This is a genomic window from Sphingobacterium sp. Mn56C (genome assembly GCF_049319645.1).
GTDB lineage: Bacteria > Bacteroidota > Bacteroidia > Sphingobacteriales > Sphingobacteriaceae > Sphingobacterium.
Map to the genome: position 1 here is coordinate 1 of NZ_JBMOUC010000003.1, position 19,808 is coordinate 19,808.

Annotated in this window: 15 protein-coding genes and 1 tRNA gene; 5 read left to right on the plus strand and 11 right to left on the minus strand. The window is 41.7% G+C overall.

Annotated elements, in window-relative coordinates; genetic code table 11:
* Nucleotide 1: 1 nt before the first annotated feature.
* Nucleotides 2–73: transfer RNA gene (locus ACL9RF_RS09665), tRNA-Met, on the minus strand.
* Nucleotides 74–187: 114 nt separating this feature from the next.
* On the opposite strand from ACL9RF_RS09665, the gene era reads away from it, so the two are divergent.
* A complete protein-coding gene (gene era / locus ACL9RF_RS09670) occupies nt 188–1,066 on the plus strand; it encodes a GTPase Era (RefSeq protein WP_422800419.1) in 879 nt (292 codons plus the stop codon).
* An 83-nt stretch (nt 1,067–1,149) separates the two neighbouring features.
* Here the strand turns inward: era and uvrC are convergent, their stop codons facing one another.
* From uvrC to ACL9RF_RS09715, 9 genes are all read right to left on the minus strand, one after another.
* Nucleotides 1,150–2,952 carry an excinuclease ABC subunit UvrC gene (uvrC, locus tag ACL9RF_RS09675; RefSeq protein WP_422800420.1) on the minus strand — a complete coding sequence of 601 codons (1,803 nt, stop codon included), beginning with the start codon at nt 2,950–2,952 and terminating at the stop codon, nt 1,150–1,152.
* Nucleotides 2,953–3,027: 75 nt separating this feature from the next.
* Nucleotides 3,028–5,277: a penicillin-binding protein 1A gene (locus ACL9RF_RS09680; protein ID WP_422800421.1), complete on the minus strand. Its 2,250-nt coding sequence runs from the start codon at nt 5,275–5,277 to the stop codon at nt 3,028–3,030.
* Between the two features lie 33 nt (nt 5,278–5,310).
* Complete coding sequence (gene ispF, locus ACL9RF_RS09685; protein ID WP_422800422.1) at nt 5,311–5,787, minus strand: 2-C-methyl-D-erythritol 2,4-cyclodiphosphate synthase; 477 nt, start codon at nt 5,785–5,787, stop codon at nt 5,311–5,313.
* Between the two features lie 186 nt (nt 5,788–5,973).
* Nucleotides 5,974–8,211 carry a polyribonucleotide nucleotidyltransferase gene (gene pnp / locus ACL9RF_RS09690; protein ID WP_422800423.1) on the minus strand — a complete coding sequence of 746 codons (2,238 nt, stop codon included), beginning with the start codon at nt 8,209–8,211 and terminating at the stop codon, nt 5,974–5,976.
* Between the two features lie 197 nt (nt 8,212–8,408).
* A complete protein-coding gene (rpsO, locus tag ACL9RF_RS09695; RefSeq protein ID WP_422800424.1) occupies nt 8,409–8,687 on the minus strand; it encodes a 30S ribosomal protein S15 in 279 nt (92 codons plus the stop codon).
* Nucleotides 8,688–8,784: 97 nt separating this feature from the next.
* Nucleotides 8,785–10,002 (minus strand): acyltransferase family protein, encoded by a 1,218-nt coding sequence (locus ACL9RF_RS09700; RefSeq protein ID WP_422800425.1) that lies wholly within the window; start codon nt 10,000–10,002, stop codon nt 8,785–8,787.
* Nucleotides 10,003–10,314: 312 nt separating this feature from the next.
* Nucleotides 10,315–10,983: a copper homeostasis protein CutC gene (locus tag ACL9RF_RS09705; RefSeq protein WP_422800426.1), complete on the minus strand. Its 669-nt coding sequence runs from the start codon at nt 10,981–10,983 to the stop codon at nt 10,315–10,317.
* A 1-nt stretch (nt 10,984) separates the two neighbouring features.
* Nucleotides 10,985–11,968 (minus strand): isoaspartyl peptidase/L-asparaginase family protein, encoded by a 984-nt coding sequence (locus tag ACL9RF_RS09710; protein WP_422800427.1) that lies wholly within the window; start codon nt 11,966–11,968, stop codon nt 10,985–10,987.
* Nucleotides 11,969–12,098: 130 nt separating this feature from the next.
* Complete coding sequence (locus tag ACL9RF_RS09715) at nt 12,099–13,874, minus strand: aminopeptidase P family protein (RefSeq protein ID WP_422800428.1); 1,776 nt, start codon at nt 13,872–13,874, stop codon at nt 12,099–12,101.
* Between the two features lie 159 nt (nt 13,875–14,033).
* On the opposite strand from ACL9RF_RS09715, the gene dacB reads away from it, so the two are divergent.
* From dacB to ACL9RF_RS09735, 4 genes are all read left to right on the plus strand, one after another.
* Nucleotides 14,034–15,452 carry a D-alanyl-D-alanine carboxypeptidase/D-alanyl-D-alanine endopeptidase gene (gene dacB, locus ACL9RF_RS09720; protein ID WP_422800429.1) on the plus strand — a complete coding sequence of 473 codons (1,419 nt, stop codon included), beginning with the start codon at nt 14,034–14,036 and terminating at the stop codon, nt 15,450–15,452.
* A gap of 74 nt (nt 15,453–15,526) precedes the next feature.
* Nucleotides 15,527–17,791 (plus strand): NADP-dependent malic enzyme, encoded by a 2,265-nt coding sequence (locus ACL9RF_RS09725; RefSeq protein ID WP_422800430.1) that lies wholly within the window; start codon nt 15,527–15,529, stop codon nt 17,789–17,791.
* A gap of 18 nt (nt 17,792–17,809) precedes the next feature.
* Entirely contained in the window at nt 17,810–18,394 is a 585-nt protein-coding gene (gene ruvA, locus ACL9RF_RS09730; RefSeq protein ID WP_422800431.1) for a Holliday junction branch migration protein RuvA, read from the plus strand.
* A gap of 15 nt (nt 18,395–18,409) precedes the next feature.
* Entirely contained in the window at nt 18,410–18,901 is a 492-nt protein-coding gene (locus ACL9RF_RS09735; protein ID WP_422800432.1) for a GAF domain-containing protein, read from the plus strand.
* Here the strand turns inward: ACL9RF_RS09735 and ACL9RF_RS09740 are convergent.
* Nucleotides 18,893–19,792, minus strand: coding sequence for a WD40 repeat domain-containing protein (locus ACL9RF_RS09740; RefSeq protein WP_422800433.1), 900 nt, complete (start codon nt 19,790–19,792; stop codon nt 18,893–18,895). The genes ACL9RF_RS09735 and ACL9RF_RS09740 overlap by 9 nt on opposite strands.
* Nucleotides 19,793–19,808 lie beyond the last annotated feature (16 nt).

Here is a 19,808-nt window from a genome sequence, read left to right on the forward strand (position 1 = left end):
GTAGCGGGAACCAGACTCGAACTGATGACCTTCGGGTTATGAGCCCGACGAGCTACCACTGCTCCATCCCGCAATATATTTTATTTCAAACCTTTGTTTTTATGTCAAAATCAAAGATTATTTACTTCCTTAATTGGAGTACAAAGATATTATTTGTTTCTTTGTAAAACAACAAAAAAATAAAATAATGTCGCATAAAGCCGGATTCGTAAGTATTATAGGAAAGCCAAACGCGGGTAAGTCTACGCTAATGAACGCTTTAGTGGGTGAAAAAATGTCAATCATCACTCCGAAAGCTCAGACCACACGTCACCGTATTATGGGTATCGTGAACGATGAAGACCACCAAATAATCTTTTCGGATACGCCGGGAGTGATAAAACCAAAGTATTCTTTACAGGAATCGATGATGAATTTTGTACAAGGATCCTTGGTAGATGCAGACATTATTCTGTTTGTTACCGATATTAACGAGAAATACGATGAAAATGAGGTTTTAGAGAAACTACTAAAAACCGACTCTCCGGTTATTGTATTAATCAATAAAATCGATAAATCTACCGAGCTAGAGGTAAAAGAAAAAATTGAATTCTGGAAAGAGAAACTGAACCCAGATGCCATATTTGCTATATCCGCCTTACTGGGCTACAATGTATTCCCAATTATGGAGTATATAAAAGATAAATTGCCTGTACACCCTGCCTACTATGAAAAAGATGAATTAACTGATAAGAGCATGCGCTTTTTTGCCTCGGAAATGATTCGTGAAAAAATCTTTAAGCTTTACGACAAGGAGATTCCATACAGCACTGAAGTCGTTGTTACAGCATTTAAAGAAGAAGGAAATCTTACCCGTATCTCTGCTGAAATTATTGTAGAGCGGGATTCACAAAAGAATATCATTATTGGCAAAGGTGGTGCAATGATAAAAAAAGTAGGCACCTATGCGCGTCAAGATATTGAAGAATTTATCGGTGGGAAGGTATTTTTGGAAGTCTTTGTTAAGGTATTGTCCGACTGGAGATCGAAAAAGAACCACCTAAAGCGTTTTGGTTACGAAGATTAATACCCTTCTTGCAAAACGTAAATAACAAAAAAAAGAAGCTGTTTCGAAGGAAATACAGCATCTTTTTTTGTGTTTATTCTAAGCTACCCAACCTCAAAATAGCTACGCAGAGCTTTTAGCTGCTTGGTATTGATAACCTGCAACAGCTCCTCGTCATTAGTTTCCCGTATTCTTTTAACAGATTTAAACTGCTTTAATAGCTTTTCTACACTCGTTTTTCCTATGCCTGGAATATTTTCCAACTCAGAAACAAAGGTTTTGCGACTACGTTGGTTACGGTGAAAAGTAATACCAAAACGATGCGCTTCATCCCGTAGATGTTGAATTATCTTTAAGGTTTCTGATTTTTTATCCAGGTATAATGGATATTGGTCGCCCGGATAAAATAATTCCTCCAGCCTTTTAGCAATACCGATAACGGTTACGTCGCGCGATATCCCCAACAGCCTCAAACTCTTCAATGCAGCACCCAGTTGACCTTTACCACCATCGATAATAATTAATTGAGGCAGAGGCTGCCCCTCATCCAACAGACGTCGGTACCGCCGGTATACAGCCTCTTCCATCGTAGCAAAATCGTTGGGCCCTTCAACCGTTTTCACATTAAAATGGCGGTAATCCTTCTTAGAAGGCTTCGCATCTTTAAAGACAACAATTGCAGACACCGGAAAATTCCCTTGTATATTGGAGTTATCAAAACACTCAATATGCCGTGGCAGCACATTCATACGCAAGTCTTTTTGCATCTGCAACAAGATACGATCCGTTTTTACCTCCGGATTTAGTTTTTCATACTGCAGCAACCGTTCTTTCTTAAAGTAAGCCACGTTCTTTAAAGAAAGGTCCAGCAACTTACGTTTATCCCCCAACTTAGGTACCAGCAACTTAACATACTCCTGTAAACCATCCACATGTAAATCAAAGGGCACAATTATTTCACGCGAGACACTCTTATACCTATTTCGTATCTCAGGTATGGCGATGGCCAATAATTCTGCTTCCGTTTCATCCAAACGTTTCTTCATTTCCAAAGTCTGTGTTTGAATAACAACCCCATTCATAACCTTTAAGAAATTTACGAAAGCATAAGAATCGTCGGAGGCAATGCTAAACACATCGACATTGGTAATCGATGCGCTCACCACGGTAGACTTACTTTGGTAATTGTCCAGCTTATCTAAATTATTTTTTATTCGATGAGCCTCTTCAAAATTTAACGCAGTAATCGCATCCTGCATTTGCGCTTTAAGGCGTCCTGTAACCACCGAAATCTTACCATTCAAAATATCTTTAATATCTTGGAGATTTTGATCGTAATCAGGTTGCGACTGAAACCCTTCACACGGACCTTTACAATTACCAATTTGATACTCTAAACATACTTTATACTTGCCTTTAGCAATATTTTCCGGGGCAAGGTTAAGGGCACAACTACGTAATGGAAAAAGTTCGCGGATGGTATTCAACACCACATGCATCATGCCTACAGAAGCGTAAGGGCCATAGTATTTGGAACCATCTTTACGATAATTCCGGGTCCAAAACACACGTGGAAAGGGTTCATTTTTTATAACAATCCAAGGATAGGTTTTATCATCCTTAAGCATCACATTATAGCGTGGCTTATGCTTTTTAATCAGATTGTTCTCCAGTAACCAAGCATCAATTTCAGTATCCACCAGGGTAAAGGCAATACGCTGAATCTTACGTACCAGTACGCGGGTTTTCGAATTTAGCTGCTTATCATTTACAAAATAAGAACCGACCCTATTTCTTAAATCCTTGGCTTTGCCTACATAAATCAGGACATCATCTTTATCGAAATATTGATAGACGCCAGGTTTATGAGGAATACGTTTTAGTTCTTCTTTATAATCAAATGCCATGATAAACAACAAAAAAATGCCAGACAACAAATCTCGTAAAATCTATTGTCTGGCACAAATAAAAGGTTATAGTAATTAAAATCCCAAACGATCTTCTTCCACTTCCTTAGGTTCGGTAGAATAACCTTCGTAATCGGAGTACTGCGAACAGTCGATTACCCGTGTAAGGCCACCCGGCGGTTTTGGAAAATCGCCTTTAGAATAATTTAAACTTTTATCACTGTAGACTTTTTTCATAAACAGTCCAAAAATCGGCAACGCCGCTGCTGCCCCCTGTCCGTACTGCATATTACTGAAACTAATACCCCTATCTTCCGCACCAGTCCACACGCCAGCAACAAGTTCGGGTGTAATACCAATAAACCAAGCATCCGAGTTATCGTTTGTCGTACCTGTTTTCCCCCCAATAGGATTGGTAAGCCCACCATATTCCTGCCTACGCAAACGACTACCCGTACCGCCATCGATTACACCTTTTAACATATCCACCATAATATAGGCCGACTCACTGTTTAAAGCTTTCGTAATAGCGGGCGTATTTTCATAAATAAGCGTTCCATTTTTATCCTCAATGCGCAATATCATCGTAGGCTCAATCCAAGTACCATGGTTTACAAAAGCCGAATAGGCCCCCACCATATCATACACCGAAGCTTCGTAAGCGCCTAAAGCGATAGAAGGGTAATTCGGTACTGTAGAGGTTATTCCCATCTTACGAGTTAAGTTGGCCACATTTTCTGCACCGACCTCATTAATCACATACGCTGAGGCATAGTTTTGAGAATATTTAAGTGCATTTTTCAACGTAATCGGATCACCACCCTGAACCGTACCACGCGGCGTCCAGTTGCCGTAAGTCTGCTGATGGTTCGGCACAGAGAAACAAGGCGAATAATAGCCATTATCAATTGCTGTAGCATAGGTAAAAGGTTTTGCTGTTGAGCCTACCTGGCGGATACCCATTTTTACCTGATCATACTTGTAATGCTCAAAATTAATTCCGCCAACCCAAGCTTTAATATGGCCCGTTAAAGGCTCCATGGCCATCATAGAATTTCGCAGCATAAGTTTATTATACTTAATAGAATCCAATGGCGTCATGGTGGTATCAACATTACCCTTCCAGGTAAAGATATTAATCTTCGTTTTTGTATTAAAAGCCTTCTTAATTTCCTCATCCGAAGCACCGTCATCCTTCATCTGTCTGTAGCGATCAGAGCGCTTCATTCCCGTCTCCAGGAGCTTAGCATTTTTACCGGTAAAGGCATCGCGACGTTTCCATTGCTTATCAAATTCACGCTGTAAAGTCTGCATCCACTCTTTTTGAGCCGCCTCAGCATACTCCTGCATTTTATAATTTATAGGCGTATAAATTTTCAAGCCATCGCGGTCTAAGTCATATGGAGTACCGTCGGCCTTTACCAAATTTTTTGCTTTAAAGATTTTTTTAATTTCATCTTTTAAAACCGCACGGAAATACGGCGCTACCCCTTCCCCATACCGGGAAATATTCAGCTGTAAACCCAATGGTTTATTTTTAGCCTCCTCATACTGCGCTTGTGTAATGAACTTTTCATTCAACATATTGCTAAGGACCAAGTTTCGACGTCCTAATGCACGTTCCGGAAAACGAACCGGCGAAAAATACGAAGGTCCTTTCAACATACCGACCAATAATGCCGCCTGTTCCGGAGCCAATTTATCGGGTGTTGTATTAAAATACGTACGCGCAGCAGATTTTATGCCGTCGGTATTATAAGAACCAAAATCTACCGTATTAAAATACAGCATTATAATCTCTTCCTTGGTATAATTTCTTTCCAGGCGTACCGCAGTAATCCACTCTTGAAGCTTCTGCATAATACGCTTCACCGGGTTACGCTCGCGTCGGTCGGCAAAAAGGTTTAATGCCAACTGTTGCGTAATCGTACTGCCCCCCTGTTTACTTCCCAATAACGTATGTGCAACCATTGTAATGGTACGCGAATAATCTATACCAGAGTGACCATAGAAACGTTTATCCTCCGTAGAAATCAGTGCTTGTATTAAATAAGGCGATAGCTCACTATACTTTACATTCGAACGGTTTTCTTTAAAATAAGTTCCTAACACCCTGCTGTCGTCCGACAAGATTTCGGATGCTAAATTACTATGCGGATTTTCGAGTTCTTCAAAGCTGGGCAGCTTTCCGAAAATTCCGAAACGCACAGCCGTCAAAAACAAAAGCACAAAAGCAATTACGCCAGCAAATATCATCCATATACGTCTCGTATACCTACTGATATCCTCCGGAGTAAGCTTATTGTTTTTAGATTCTCTCTTCATTTTACAAAAATAGATAATACAGATGAGATTTTTTTATTTCTGAATTAAACAAACGGCGTAGGCAACTACCCCTTCTTGCCGACCAATAAAACCCATAGTTTCATTGGTCGTTGCTTTAATAGAAATATCCTCTACATCCATTCCAGCTGCATGCGCTAAATTAGCCTTCATTTCCGGAATATATGGTTTAATTTTAGGCGCCTCCAAACACAACATGGCATCAATATTTCCCAAAGACCAACCTTTTTCCTGAATAAGACGCACACATTCCTGCAGCAACACCAAGCTACTGATACCTTTCCAACGATCGTCAGTATTTGGAAAATGGTAGCCAATATCTTCAAGATTTGCGGCCCCCAATATTGCATCACATATCGCATGCGCTAGCACATCAGCATCTGAATGCCCAAAAGCACCGGCATGATGATCTAAAGTTACTCCACCCAATACAAAAGGATGTCCCTCCCTCATTTGGTGAACATCAAAGCCGAAACCAACTTTTATTTTCATGTGTAGTAAATGATAATTAAAAAATTAAAAGAATAAAAAATTTAAACGTATTAAAAGCATATTAAAGCCCCCAAAATTCCCGATAGGCTTATGCAAAACCCATGCCTAAGAGTCTATTTAAAAAGAATTAGCAAATAATTAGGAGGCTAAAAAAATCCCGACCTTTTTGGGGTCGGGTGTTTTTTGTTATGCTTGTGGAGCATCTGCTGCAGGTGCATTTGCTTCAGGTTTGTCCTCTGCTTTAGGCCTATCCTGTCTAGGCTTATCATTTCTAGGTTTATCCTCTTTCGGACGATCCTCTTTCGGTGGACGAGGTAATAATGCTTTACGCGAAAGCTTCAATTTACCTTGCTTATCGATATCCAATAATTTTACCGTAACCTGATCGCCTTCATTGAAGATACCATCCATCGTTTCCAAACGTTTCCAATCAATTTCGGAGATATGTAACAAACCATCTTTTCCTGGCATAATTTCTACAAAAGCACCGAAAGGCATAATGGTTTTCACTTTACCCTCATAAATTTCGCCGATTTCAGGTTTCGTAACAATAATTTTAATACGGCCAACGGCAGCATCAATAGCTTCTTTATTATCTGCAAATACCTGCACAATACCTTTGCCATCCACTTCTTCAATAGAAATTGTGGCGCCAGTTTCACGTTGCATTTCCTGGATAATTTTACCACCTGGCCCAATTACAGCACCAATAAATTCCTTATCGATGGTTAACGAGATAATACGAGGTGCATGAGGTTTGAAGTCTTCACGTGGCGCTTCAATCGTTTTCTTCATTTCACCTAAGATATGTAAACGCGCTTCCTTAGCTTGCTCTAAGGCCTGCGTCAACACCTCCCATTTAAGACCATTGATCTTTAAGTCCATCTGACAGCCCACAATACCTTTCTCCGTACCTGTAACTTTAAAGTCCATATCACCCAAATGATCTTCATCACCTAAGATATCCGATAGGATCGCATACTTACCTGATTTTTCATCGGTAATTAAGCCCATTGCAATACCCGATACAGGAGCAGATAACTTAACACCGGCATCCATTAACGCCAATGTACCCGCACATACGGTAGCCATCGACGAAGAACCATTGGATTCTAAGATATCCGATACAACACGAATGGTATAAGGATTCTCTGCATCTGCAGGCAACACCTGTTTTAAGGAACGTAAAGCCAAGTTACCATGACCAACCTCACGGCGGCCTGGACCTCTATTTGGTCTTACCTCCCCTGTAGAGAAACCTGGGAAGTTATAGTGTAAAATAAATTTATTATAGCCATGGATAAAAGCACCATCGATCATCTGCTCATCATCTTTAGCACCCAATGTTACCGATGTTAAAGATTGTGTTTCGCCACGCGTAAACACCGCTGAACCGTGTGCTGCAGGAAGGTAATCTACTTCAGACCAAATCGGACGTACAGTACGTACATCACGACCATCTAAACGGATACCCTCGTCCAATACCAAGTTACGTACCGCATCGTACTGCACATCGTGGTAATATTTTTTCAATAAGAATTTTGTTTCCTCATCAATTTCTTCACCATAAGCAGCGAAACATTCCTGACCAATTTCAGCAAATTTTTCGGTACGCTCATGTTTTGTAGAACCAGATTTCGCTACTTCATATACTTTATCGTACGTAGCGCTAAAAATCTCAGCACGCAATGTTTCATTCGATGGTTCGTGGTTAAACTCACGTTTTGTTTCTGCACCCACCAATTTTGCCAGTTCAACCTGTGCTGCAACTTGTTTCTTAATCGCTTCGTGAGCTACCGCAATAGCTTCAACCATTTCAGCTTCAGAGATCTCTTTCGCTTCCCCTTCTACCATCACGATATCTTTTGCTGATCCGGCAACGATAAACTCTAAAGTAGCACGTTCTAAATCAGAATATTTAGGGTTAACCACCAATTTATCGTCGATTTTGGCAACACGAACTTCAGAAATCGGGCCATCAAAAGGAATATCAGAAACTGCAATTGCAGCAGAAGCAGCTAAACCTGCTAAAGAATCTGGAGTAATATCTTTATCCGCAGATATTAAACTCACCATTACCTGTGTATCGGCATGGTATGTCTCCGGGAATAAAGGACGTAATGCTCTATCTATTAAACGACAAATCAAAACTTCATAATCCGAAAGTTTTGATTCACGGCGTAAAAATCCGCCTGGAATACGGCCTGTTGCCGCATATTTCTCTTGGTAATCAACTGATAAAGGGAGGAAGTCTACACCCGCTTTAGCTTCTTTGCTAGAAACTACGGTAGCCAACAACATGGTATCGCCTTGCTTTAATACTACAGAACCGTCTGCTTGCTTCGCTAACTTCCCTGTAGACAACTCGATAGGGGCAATACCTTCACCCATATCAATCGTTACTTTCTTTTCGTTATAACTCATTTTTGTTAAATTAAGATGCATTTTCCTCTTCACTAATCATGCATCATTTTTTTATGACTTTTTTTAGTTGTCCAAAGGTAATTAGAAAATTTGATAATTAGGAAAGCCGATAAATCGAAAGTGGCGATAAATTTCACAAAAAACAGCGAAGGTGACCTTTTTGGGGTCACCTTCGTTACATACTTTTAACCAAAAGCTTACTTGATGATATCACGTAAACCTAATGCTTTAATAATAGCACGGTATCTATTGATATCTTTTTTGTACAAATAAGCTAACAAAGAACGACGTTTACCTACTAATTTCTGTAGAGCAAACTGCGTATTGAAGTCTTTTCTGTTTTTTTTCAAGTGCTCCGTTAAGTGAGCAATTCTCTTAGTGAATAAAGCTACCTGTCCTTCTGCAGAACCAGTGTTGTTTGCTGCACCGCTAAATTCTGCGAAGATGTCAGCTTTGTATTCTTTACTTAAATACATTCTTGAATAATATTAAAGTTTTTAAATTTTATTAATTGCCTGCAAAAGTAGGATTAATTTATGGATTTACAAAATATTACAACTGCACAATAGGGAGTTAAACCTTAATATAGATTTTATTTTTATCCAAGAAATAACAAATAATCCACATAAAAATTAGAAAACACAGGGCATAAGCAAAAGAACCCAAGGCGGTAGGCCCTGGTATCTTGGCACATATATTACTGTAAAACCAGGCCAGCGGACTGGTAAACAATTGCTCCCCATGGACGCCATAGCCATTTGGAATCCGAATTAAGGCAGTACCTTTAGGTAGTAGACCGCTAAGCACAAAAATAAAAAGTGGGTTTTTACCAAACACATCAAAAAACTTGGTTACGGCATTACGTACCGACTGCACCTCAATATACCAAATTAAGCTTCCCAAGGTCATTACCGCAAGCCCTGTGGTATAGAGCACATAAGAGCTTGTCCATAATTTTTTATTGATAGGAAAACCTAAAGACCATATCCATCCCAAAACTACCAGCATAAAACCCGTCACCAATAAACCGCTAAGCAGCTTAAAGTGGGGCTCCTTGCTTACAGGCACTTTAGTCCATAACCAAGTCACCTCCCCTTGCCCTCGAATAAAAAGCCCCACAAGGTAACCCAATACCACCTGCACCACCGCAGGCAACGTACTCATTAACCCCTCCGGATCGAAGGGCACCCCTTCGCCCTTATACAGGTGCGCTACGCCCAAAATACGTATATCGTAAGCTGTACCAAACCAACCTGACAACGAATAAGCATCCCCAGGAGCGCCTAAAGCTGCTGTTACACCCCAATAGCCCAACAATAAAAAAGTAGATAGATAAATTAAAGACCTGGGTTTAACATAATACACCAAGATAGAAGCCGCAAAATAAGCCAAGGCTATACGCTGCAACACCCCCATAATACGAACCCCAATACCGGGATCAACGGCGCTCACCCAATCACGAAAATGCAATACCCCCTGCGACCATTGAACAAATGGAAACCAATTCAGTCCGAGACCAATAAGAAAGATCAGTACCGTGCGTTTAACAATCTTTTTCCAGAATACAACAGGCCGCTCCTGCTGCAAGCGAGGAATCACAAATGACATGGCATTGCCCACAGCAAACAGAAAAAAGGGAAAAACAAGATCCGTAGGTGTACAACCATGCCAAGGAGCATGCTGCAGTGGCGCAAATAAAGCAGACCAGGTTCCTGGGTTGTTGACCAAAATCATCAATGCCACCGTGGCACCACGGAAAACATCCAAAGAATAATAACGCTGTTTCATCATATAGCTCAACAAATGAAGGTTCAGTATACACGGCAGATTCAGTAATGCAACAACGTCTTTTTTAGGCTTATTATTAGCTTAAAGCGACATCAAACAGCCTAAAAAAGACATGCAATAAAAAGCCAATTTAAACTTTTTATTGCTTTAAATTCATACTTAGCAGGCACTTATTTTTCCTTCAGCCATGCAGGGCAAAGTAAGAGCAGTGAAAACCACCAGCTAAGCGGCACGAAATTACCCATACAGTCGTACAGCTTAAAGACCTCCCGCTTCCCGCCCCTTGCATTAGTTACAACGAATATGCAGTATAAACTAATGCAATTTTTGCTGCAACAGCAACACCTCATCCGCAACGGCTGTAGTGCCGCCATCAGTAATGGCCGAAGAATGGTAGTAATGCGCTGCAGTTTGCTGCTGTACCATTTCAATATTTGTAGAGCGTAAACCTCCCCCCGGCATAATGGTAATTCTATCCCCTGCCTGCAGGACCAACTGTTTTAACTGCGGCAGGCCTGCCATAACATCCGGTGCCCCCCCCGAAGTCAGGATCGTAGCAAAGCCACAGGCAATAACATCTTCCAATGCCTTCTCCGGGTCAGGAACCTCATCAAAGGCACGGTGAAACGTACACGGCAATGGTGCTGCCCATTCCACCAAGGCTTTATTCTGCGCAACATTTACAGTCTTATCGGCATTTAATATACCAAAAACAAAACCATCAACACCTAATTTAGCCACCTCGGTGATTGTATTTTTCATAACATGCAGTTCGTCCGCAGCATATAAAAAATCGCCTCCACGCGGGCGCACCATAACATGCAAAGCTATCGACAGTCGTTCACGGACCGTCTTAATATCCGCAATGCTCGGTGTTGTACCCCCCACATCCATACCTGCACAAAGCTCCACCCTGTCGGCACCATACTGCTGTGCAATACTAGCCGAATCCAAATTAAAACAAGCAATCTCTACCCTAGCCATACTAACCCTTTAAATAATGCTTTGCAGCCTTAAGTTCATTTCCATTATGATCATACTTGGCGAAGTTAAAGCCCTTATGGATACAATATGCCCCATACTCCCCCTTTTTATTCAGCGCAATAAAACCGACCTGAATAGCATCTAATGTTTTACCCCGTTTTTTCGTAAACGCCACTATTCTATGTACCGCAGCCTCACAGGCCTTTTGTGGCGATAACCCTTGCCGCATTAATTCTACAACCAAGTGGCTTCCAACGGTACGTATCACCTCTTCACCATGCCCTGTCGCTGTTGCAGCACCGATTTCATTATCTACATAAAGGCCGGCACCAATAATTGGAGAATCGCCAACCCTACCATGCAGCTTAAAAGCCATACCACTGGTGGTACAGGCACCGGAGAGGTTTCCTGCAGCATCCAAAGCGATCATACCAATGGTATCGTGGTTTTCAATATTTACCACAGGCTCATACTTCGCCGTTTTCAACCAGGCTTTCCACTCCTGTTCAGAAGCCTCCGTCAAGAGATTTTCCATTTTAAAACCCTGTTCCTTAGCAAACTGCAATGCCCCGTCGCCGACCAACATAACATGCGGTGTTTTATCCATTACCGCCCGTGCCACCGATACCGCATGTACAATATGCTCGAGCCCGGCAACCGACCCAATATTGGCCTTATCGTCCATAATACAAGCATCTAAAGTAACAATACCATCACGGTCAGGTCTACCACCATAACCTACACTACGTTCAGTAGGATCTGCTTCTGTAAAGCGCACACCTTGCTCTACAGCATCCACCGCCCTACCGTTGTTGCTCAACACCTTCCAAGCTTCAGCATTGGCCTTTAAGCCAAAGTCCCAGGTAGACAAAACAATTGGCTTACCTGTCGTTTTCGAACTTTGCCCCAAAGCAAATAAGGGTAGCTGCTGCAAAAGCAACGCGCCAAACCCAGAATATCGTAAAAATTTCCTTCTTGATTGCATGTGCTAAAATTACAAAGATTTAAAGACAAAATTCTTGTCTTATAGGGCGATAATAGTAAAAACAAGCTACCGATTAAACGCTAAAAAAAACAGGTGCCTAAAAAGACACCTGCAACAAAATAACTAAATCTTATATAGCCTGGGTTTTACTGGCCAGCCAAGCTTTTTCGCTCTCCTCCAAACGAGGAGAAACTTGATCATATACCCACCGGTTATACGCGTTCAACCAGTCGATATGGTTTTTATCCAACAGCTCTTTTGCCACCAATGCGGTATCAATATAACATATTGTCAACGTTTCGAAATCCATAAAATCGCCGAATTCACTATTTGCCAAGGCTTTCGACAACACCAAGTTCTCGATACGAATACCATGTTTACCTTCACGATACAAACCTGGTTCTATGGAAGTTATCATCCCCTCTTCAATAGCAACATCGATATTTGCCGAATTAAATACCTGTGGCCCCTCATGCACATTTAAGAAGAAGCCAACACCATGGCCCGTTCCATGCCCATAGTTGCGCAAAGTCGCCCAGATAGGCCTACGCGTTATAGCATCAATCTGATAGCCCTTAGACCCTTTAGGATATACCGCTTGGCTACCTTCGATAGTACCTTTAAGCACAATGGTATAATCCTCCTTTTGCTCCTGCGTAATATTTCCTAAAGATACAACACGCGTAATATCCGTTGTTCCCGTTTTATACTGCCCACCAGAATCTACCAACAATAGCCCCTCCGCTTTCAAGGTATAAAAATTAGCTTCAGTTGCGTGGTAATGCGGCAAAGCACCATGATCCAGGTATCCAGCGATGGTATTAAAACTAATGTCGACAAACCCGGGTTGTTGTGCTCTTAAGCGTTGTAATTTATCGGCAATAGAAAGCTCAGTCAGTTCTACCTTCCCGATGTTTTGCTCCAACCACATAAAAAATTTAGTCAAAGCCACCCCGTCATTAATCATGGTCTCACGGAGGTGTTTCAACTCCACCTCATTTTTAATAGCTTTTAAAGTAGTAGAAGGGTTAATAAGCTCCACAATCGGCACTGTTGCTGGGATAGCGTCGTAAATAGCAAAACAGGTACGTTTTGGGTCAATCAGAATATTTTGGACTACTATATTTTTGACAAATTCCAACGCTTCGTAATATGGGCGTACTGCTACACCCTGCGACTCTAAAACAGCCATACTATCCGCATCCAGCTTCTCATTTTCTATAAACAACACAGCCTGCTTCTGATCCAGGTATACAAACCCTAAAACCACCGGATTACAAGGTACATCCTGCCCACGGATATTCAGCAACCATGCTAAATCATCCAGCGATGATATAAAATGCCCTTCAACCCTACTTTTCAGCAAGCTATCGCGTACCGCAGCAATTTTCGACGCCGTATTCTGCCCAGTTGTTGCCTCATCCAGAAGATACGCTTTAGCAACGGGCAATGCCGGCCTCCCCTCCCAGATTGGCGTCAATAAATCACAATGCCCATCCACAGTAATCCCATGTGGAACGAGCGTGTTTTGTACCGTTTGTGCAACCAATAAGGAAGCCAAATTACCATCGAAAGCAACCTTAGCACCCGCGGGCAGTGTATTTAACAGCCATTCTGCATATTCTGCAGCACCCTGCACCTTAAGTTTCACCAGTTCAAAACCTGTGCCCTTAAGTTCGGCATTCGCCTGCACAAAATAACGCGCATCCGTCCAAAGACCTGCAAAATCGGCTGTAATTACTAATGTTCCAGCAGAGCCCGTAAAACCTGATGTCCAGGCAATACATTTAAAACGATCGGGTAGATATTCACTAATATGTGGATCCGACGAAGGGATGATGTACGCATCAATTCCCTCCTTATTCATTAACGCTCTAATTTTTCCTAATCGCTCCATATGTGCCATAAGTATTCGTTTAAAGATTTGTCGCAATTTAAGTATTTCCTCCTGGGTTACACGGCTACGCAGCAATAAAAAAGCGCCTTTTTTACAAATGCGCAACAATACCAGTGTCGGATAAGAGAATAACTTCTTGTATATTTGTGCTGAACGATAAATCCAAATATGAACAAAAAAGCTTTATTTTTTTTATTCCTTTATTCCCTATTTATTTCATTTTCTTTTGGACAGCAAACAGCCCAAAACATAGATAAATCTTTCCGCGACCTCTTAGCAAAACCTTCCCTCAAAAATGGTATCGCCGCTTTATATGTTAACGATAGCAAAACCGGAGACCTGGTTTATGAAAGGAATAGTGAGCTGGGACTTCCGACCGCATCGACCTTAAAAGTTATCACCTCTATTACTGCTTTGGACCTTCTGGGCCAGGATTTCACGTATAAAACGCGCTTGTATTATACGGGCACCATAGATAGCTTAGGCATTTTACAGGGTAATATTGTGATCCAAGGTGCCGGCGACCCTACCTTAGGAAGCGACCGCTTTAAGGATACCAAAGCCGAAGTGGTTTTAGACAAATGGCTACAGGCCTTAAAAAAAGAAGGTATCAGCGCTATTAACGGTAATATTATCGCCGACGACAGACTCTATGCGGGGCATGATGTCCCTGGAGGATGGTTATGGGACGATATCGGCAATTATTATGGGGCTGGAATATCTGGCTTAAATTGGCGCGAGAACAAAACCGGCGTCAACTTTACTCCGGGTGCAGTACATAAAACCGCAACGCTAAAGGGCACAACAACTGACATCTCGTACCTCCATATTATTAATGCGGTAAAAACCGGGGCAAAGGGCTCTGGTGATAATGTGCTGGCGTATACAGCGCCCTACTCCGAAAAAATATACCTGAAGGGTAGCTACGGATTAGACCTTAATAAAACCATTGAAATCGCGATTCCTGACCCGGCTTATAATCTGGCTTTTGAATTCACAAACTACCTGAATACCCGGGGTATACCGACCGATAGCCTCCCTACAACAGGGAAAAGACTGGAAGAGCAGCAGCTCGATTTCCCGGTAAAGACGAAGGAGCTGTATGTACATACCTCAGCCCGGTTGGCGGAAATAATATATTGGTTTAACCAAAAAAGTGTGAACCTGTATGGTGAAGCCTTGCTACGTAGCATAGGAAATATTAGTGCCGGCAAATTGACTACCGCCGAAGGGGCTGATCTCCTCAAAAAATATTGGCAACAAAAGCTGCAAATTAACCCGGCAGAATTAAATATTAAGGATGGATCGGGCCTTTCGCCACAGAATAACGTGACGGCCAAGGCTATGAATAGCATAATGCAGTATGCTGTAAACAGGCCTTATTATAAAATGTTCCTGGAAACGCTGCCCACATATAACCAAATGAAAATGAAAAGCGGTACCATAGGCGGCACCCTGGGTTACAGTGGCTATCATACCGCAAAAGATGGCAAACAGTACACCTTTACAATACTGGTCTACAACTATGCGGGTACGGCTGCTGCCATGCGCCAAAATATGTTTGTCGTTTTAGATAACTTAAAATAAATAGGATAACGTTTTCGTTTTTTAGTTTAGTTTAATACTTTGGTACCTTTATAACACAGAAATATCCAAATAATATGAGTAATATAAATAGAAAAAAAGATGCCTTAAACTACCATGCTATGGGGCGTCCGGGGAAAATTGCGGTTGTACCGACAAAACCTTATAGCTCCCAGCGCGATCTCTCGTTGGCCTATTCTCCAGGCGTTGCTGAGCCCTGCTTGGCCATCGCTGAAAACCCTGAAGATGCCTATAAGTATACCGCAAAAGGAAACCTGGTGGCGGTAATCAGTAATGGTACCGCAGTTTTGGGTCTTGGCGATATTGGTGCTCAGGCAGGAAAACCGGTTATGGAGGGAAAGGGATTATTATTTAAGATATTTGCCGATATTGATGTTTTCGATATTGAATTGGACACTAAAAATGTGGACGAATTTGTAAATATTGTTAAAGCGCTAGAGCCTACTTTCGGAGGTATAAACCTGGAAGATATTAAAGCGCCAGAGTGTTTTGAAATCGAAAGAAGATTAAAAGCGGAAATGAATATTCCGGTAATGCACGACGACCAACATGGTACGGCAATTATTTCGGGAGCAGCGTTGATTAATGCTTGTGAATTACAAGGTAAAGATATTAGCACCGTAAAAATTGTAGTAAATGGCGCAGGTGCAGCTGCCATATCTTGCTCGTCCATGTATGTGGCTGTAGGAGCTAAAAAAGAAAATATCGTTATGCTGGACAGTAAGGGTGTAATCCGTAAGGATCGTGATAACCTGGATCCAACAAAAGCAGAATGGGCTTCCAGCCTAGACCTGTATACCCTGGCCGATGCGGTAAAAGATGCCGATGTATTTATCGGCTTGTCGGCAGCCGATGTTTTATCACCGGAAATGCTAAATACAATGGCTCCAAATCCTATTGTACTAGCGATGGCAAATCCTAATCCGGAGATTGCTTATGACCTGGCTGTAGCAACCCGTTCGGATGTTATTATGGGTACAGGGCGATCGGATTACCCAAATCAGGTGAACAATGTATTGGGCTTCCCTTATATTTTCCGCGGGGCCTTGGATGTGCGGGCAACAGCGATAACGGAAGAGATGAAAATTGCGGCTGTACATGCCATTGCGCGATTAGCGAAGGAGCCCGTACCTGAAGAGGTTAACCAAGCTTACAATACCAACAACTTGCGCTTCGGAAAAGATTATGTTATCCCTAAGCCTATGGACCCTCGTTTAATTACGGAGGTGTCTATTGCCGTAGCCAAAGCCGCTGTGGCTTCGGGTGTAGCTCGGCAAAATATAGAAGACTGGGATCTGTATAGCGAGGAATTACAAAAACGCCTCGGTAAAGATGACGGTATTGTTCGTAAACTTACTGCTGTAGCAAAAAATAACCCTAAAAGGGTGGTCTTTGCCGAAGCAGATAATGCCAAAACATTACGTGCTGCACAGATTGTTAAAGAGGAGGGTATTGCTATCCCAATTTTATTAGGAAACCAACAGAAAATAAACAACTTAATCGAGGAATTTGCTTTTGAATTGGGCGACGTTACGATTATTGACCCCAAACAACAGGAAAACACGGAAGAATTCGAAAAATATGTAGACCATCTTTATAAAAAGAGACAGCGCCGTGGTATTTCGAAAACAGATGCACAGAAGCTTATGCTCAACAGAAACTACTATGCTGCAAGTATGGTAGAATTTGGTGATGCCGACACTTTAATTTCCGGCCTTACCCGCAACTATGCTTCGGCGATAAAACCGGCATTACAGGTTATCGGTGCCAAACCGGGAAGCCGCTTAGCGGGTATGTATGTGATGTTAACAAAAAAAGGACCTTTGTTCTTTGGCGACACCACCGTAAACAGCAACCCTACCGCGCAGGAACTTGCCGATATTACGGTGCTCATTGAAAACGCAGTACGTGGTTTTAACATAAAACCAAGAATTGCCATGCTTTCGTATACAAACTTTGGTTCTACCGATGGGGAGACGCCAGAAAAAGTACGCGAAGCGGTTAAGATTTTGCACGATACACACCCCGAAATTATTGCCGATGGTGAACTACAGGCCAACTTTGCATTAAACAAAGATCTTTTGTCGAGCAACTTCCCTTTCAGCACATTGCAGGGAGAGCCGGCAAACACCCTGATATTCCCCGACTTAGCGTCAGGAAATATTGCCTACAAACTCCTGCAGGAGGTAGGTAATGCAGAGGCAATTGGCCCCATTTTATTAGGCATGAATAAACCTGTACACGTATTGCAATTAGATAGCTCTGTTCGCGAAATTGTGAATATGGTAACCATTGCTGTAGTCGATGCACAAACTCGTTAATACCCTAAACCATTAATCATGTACGATTATTTTAATGGCAAGTTAGTATTCAAAGCCCCTACCCACGTTGTTATCGAGGTGGGGGGCATTGGCTACTTTGTTCATATCTCATTAACTACCTTTTCGCAAATTAAAGATCAGGAGAACTGTAAACTATTTATATCCTTTCAGGTTCGGGAAGATGCGCATACGCTGTATGGGTTTTCTACGGAAGGGGAACGCCACCTCTTCCATCACCTCATATCGGTGTCTGGCATTGGTCCTAATACCGGACGGATGATACTATCATCCATAACACCGGAGGAAATTCATGCAGCCATTGTAAACGGACAGGTAGCGATTATACAAAAAATAAAAGGTATAGGCCCTAAAACAGCACAGCGTGTAATTTTGGAACTTCAGGATAAACTTAAAAAACAAGGCGACAATGCCTTACTTCCGTTACCGGTGGCAAAGCAATCTGTTCCAGAGGAAGCTTTGTCGGCATTGGTGATGTTGGGTTTCCAAAAAAATACAGTAGAAAAGGTATTAACGGCACTCATTGCTCAGGAGGGTAATGCAACTGTGGAAGACTTAATTAAAGCAGCATTAAAAAAACTTTAAAAATTACGGGCTACAATGGCAGAGGATTTAACGATACAATCGGGTAGTAAAGTGGAACAATACCAAAGTTTACTACCACAAATAAAGGGATTACTACAAGGGGAGTCTAATTTAATTGCAAACCTTGCAAATATTGCTGCTGCATTAAAGCAGCAGTTTAATTTTTTTTGGGTAGGCTATTATCTAATCGATGATAACCAGTTGGTGTTAGGCCCATTTCAGGGACCTGTCGCTTGCACACGTATAGCCTACAACCGTGGGGTATGTGGTACAGCATGGGCAAATAATGAAACCATTATTGTGCCCGACGTAGATGCATTTCCAGGACATATAGCCTGCAGTGCGCTTTCTAAATCGGAAATTGTGGTTCCCCTATATCGTAACCATACCCTTATCGGTGTGCTGGATGTAGACAGCAGCGAGCTCGACAGTTTTGACGAGGTAGACAAAAAATACCTTATCGAAATAAATGCAATGATTGAAGATAATAGCCTTACATTACGTTAAGCTTATTTGCCAAATATGAATGGCTTTATCATCACCAGCAGTAGCTAATAAACCCAGTTCAGGGTGATATGCTTGGCTATTGATGGATAAAAAATGAGAAGCTATACCTTTATCACGCGAGATATTTTTTTGCAACTTCAGATCGGAATTCCAAATTTTAATGGTTTTATCTCTACTCACCGTAGAGATAAAACCATTTTTATGTAAAGGTAAAATGCTATACACCGTAAAGAGATGCGGTGTAATTTCTAGAGCCACCTCCAAGGAAGGGTAATCTAATTTATACATCTTGGCATCGCGCCCACCGCTATACAAACTTTTGCCGACAAAGCATAAGCTTGTAATAGACATATCGTGTATCTTAGCTTTTGCTATAAGCTGATAGTCGACTGCGGAAATCAAATAAATAACCCCATTTTTATCGCCAAAAGCAAGCGCACTTTCATCAGCGTAAACGGCTATACTTCGGATTGTGGTATCCGAGATTTGGAAGGTATACAACAGTTGAAAATCTGTTAATCGATACACATAAGCCTTACCAGATTCGCCAATAACAACCAGCTCCTGTTTCCCTACCAAGGAACGGATACAGAAAATCGAACCGGATTCTATCTTCAGCTTTGCTTTTAAGGTTTGGCTGTGGGTATCAACAACAAATAGATCCCCCGAACGCATACCTACGGCTAAGTAGGATGTACCTGGAATTTGATGCAAGGCATATACTGAACTCGGCACAGCGCATAACACCCTTTTAAAAGCCAAAGTTTGTAAATCCCATTCTACCACCCCCTTATCATTACCCGCTGAATATAACAGCTGCTTAGGGATATCCATTTCTAAGGTATATACCGGGTTTTGATGTCCGTTTAAAGTTTGTAATAAAGTAATCAATGCTGCTTTTGTTTTC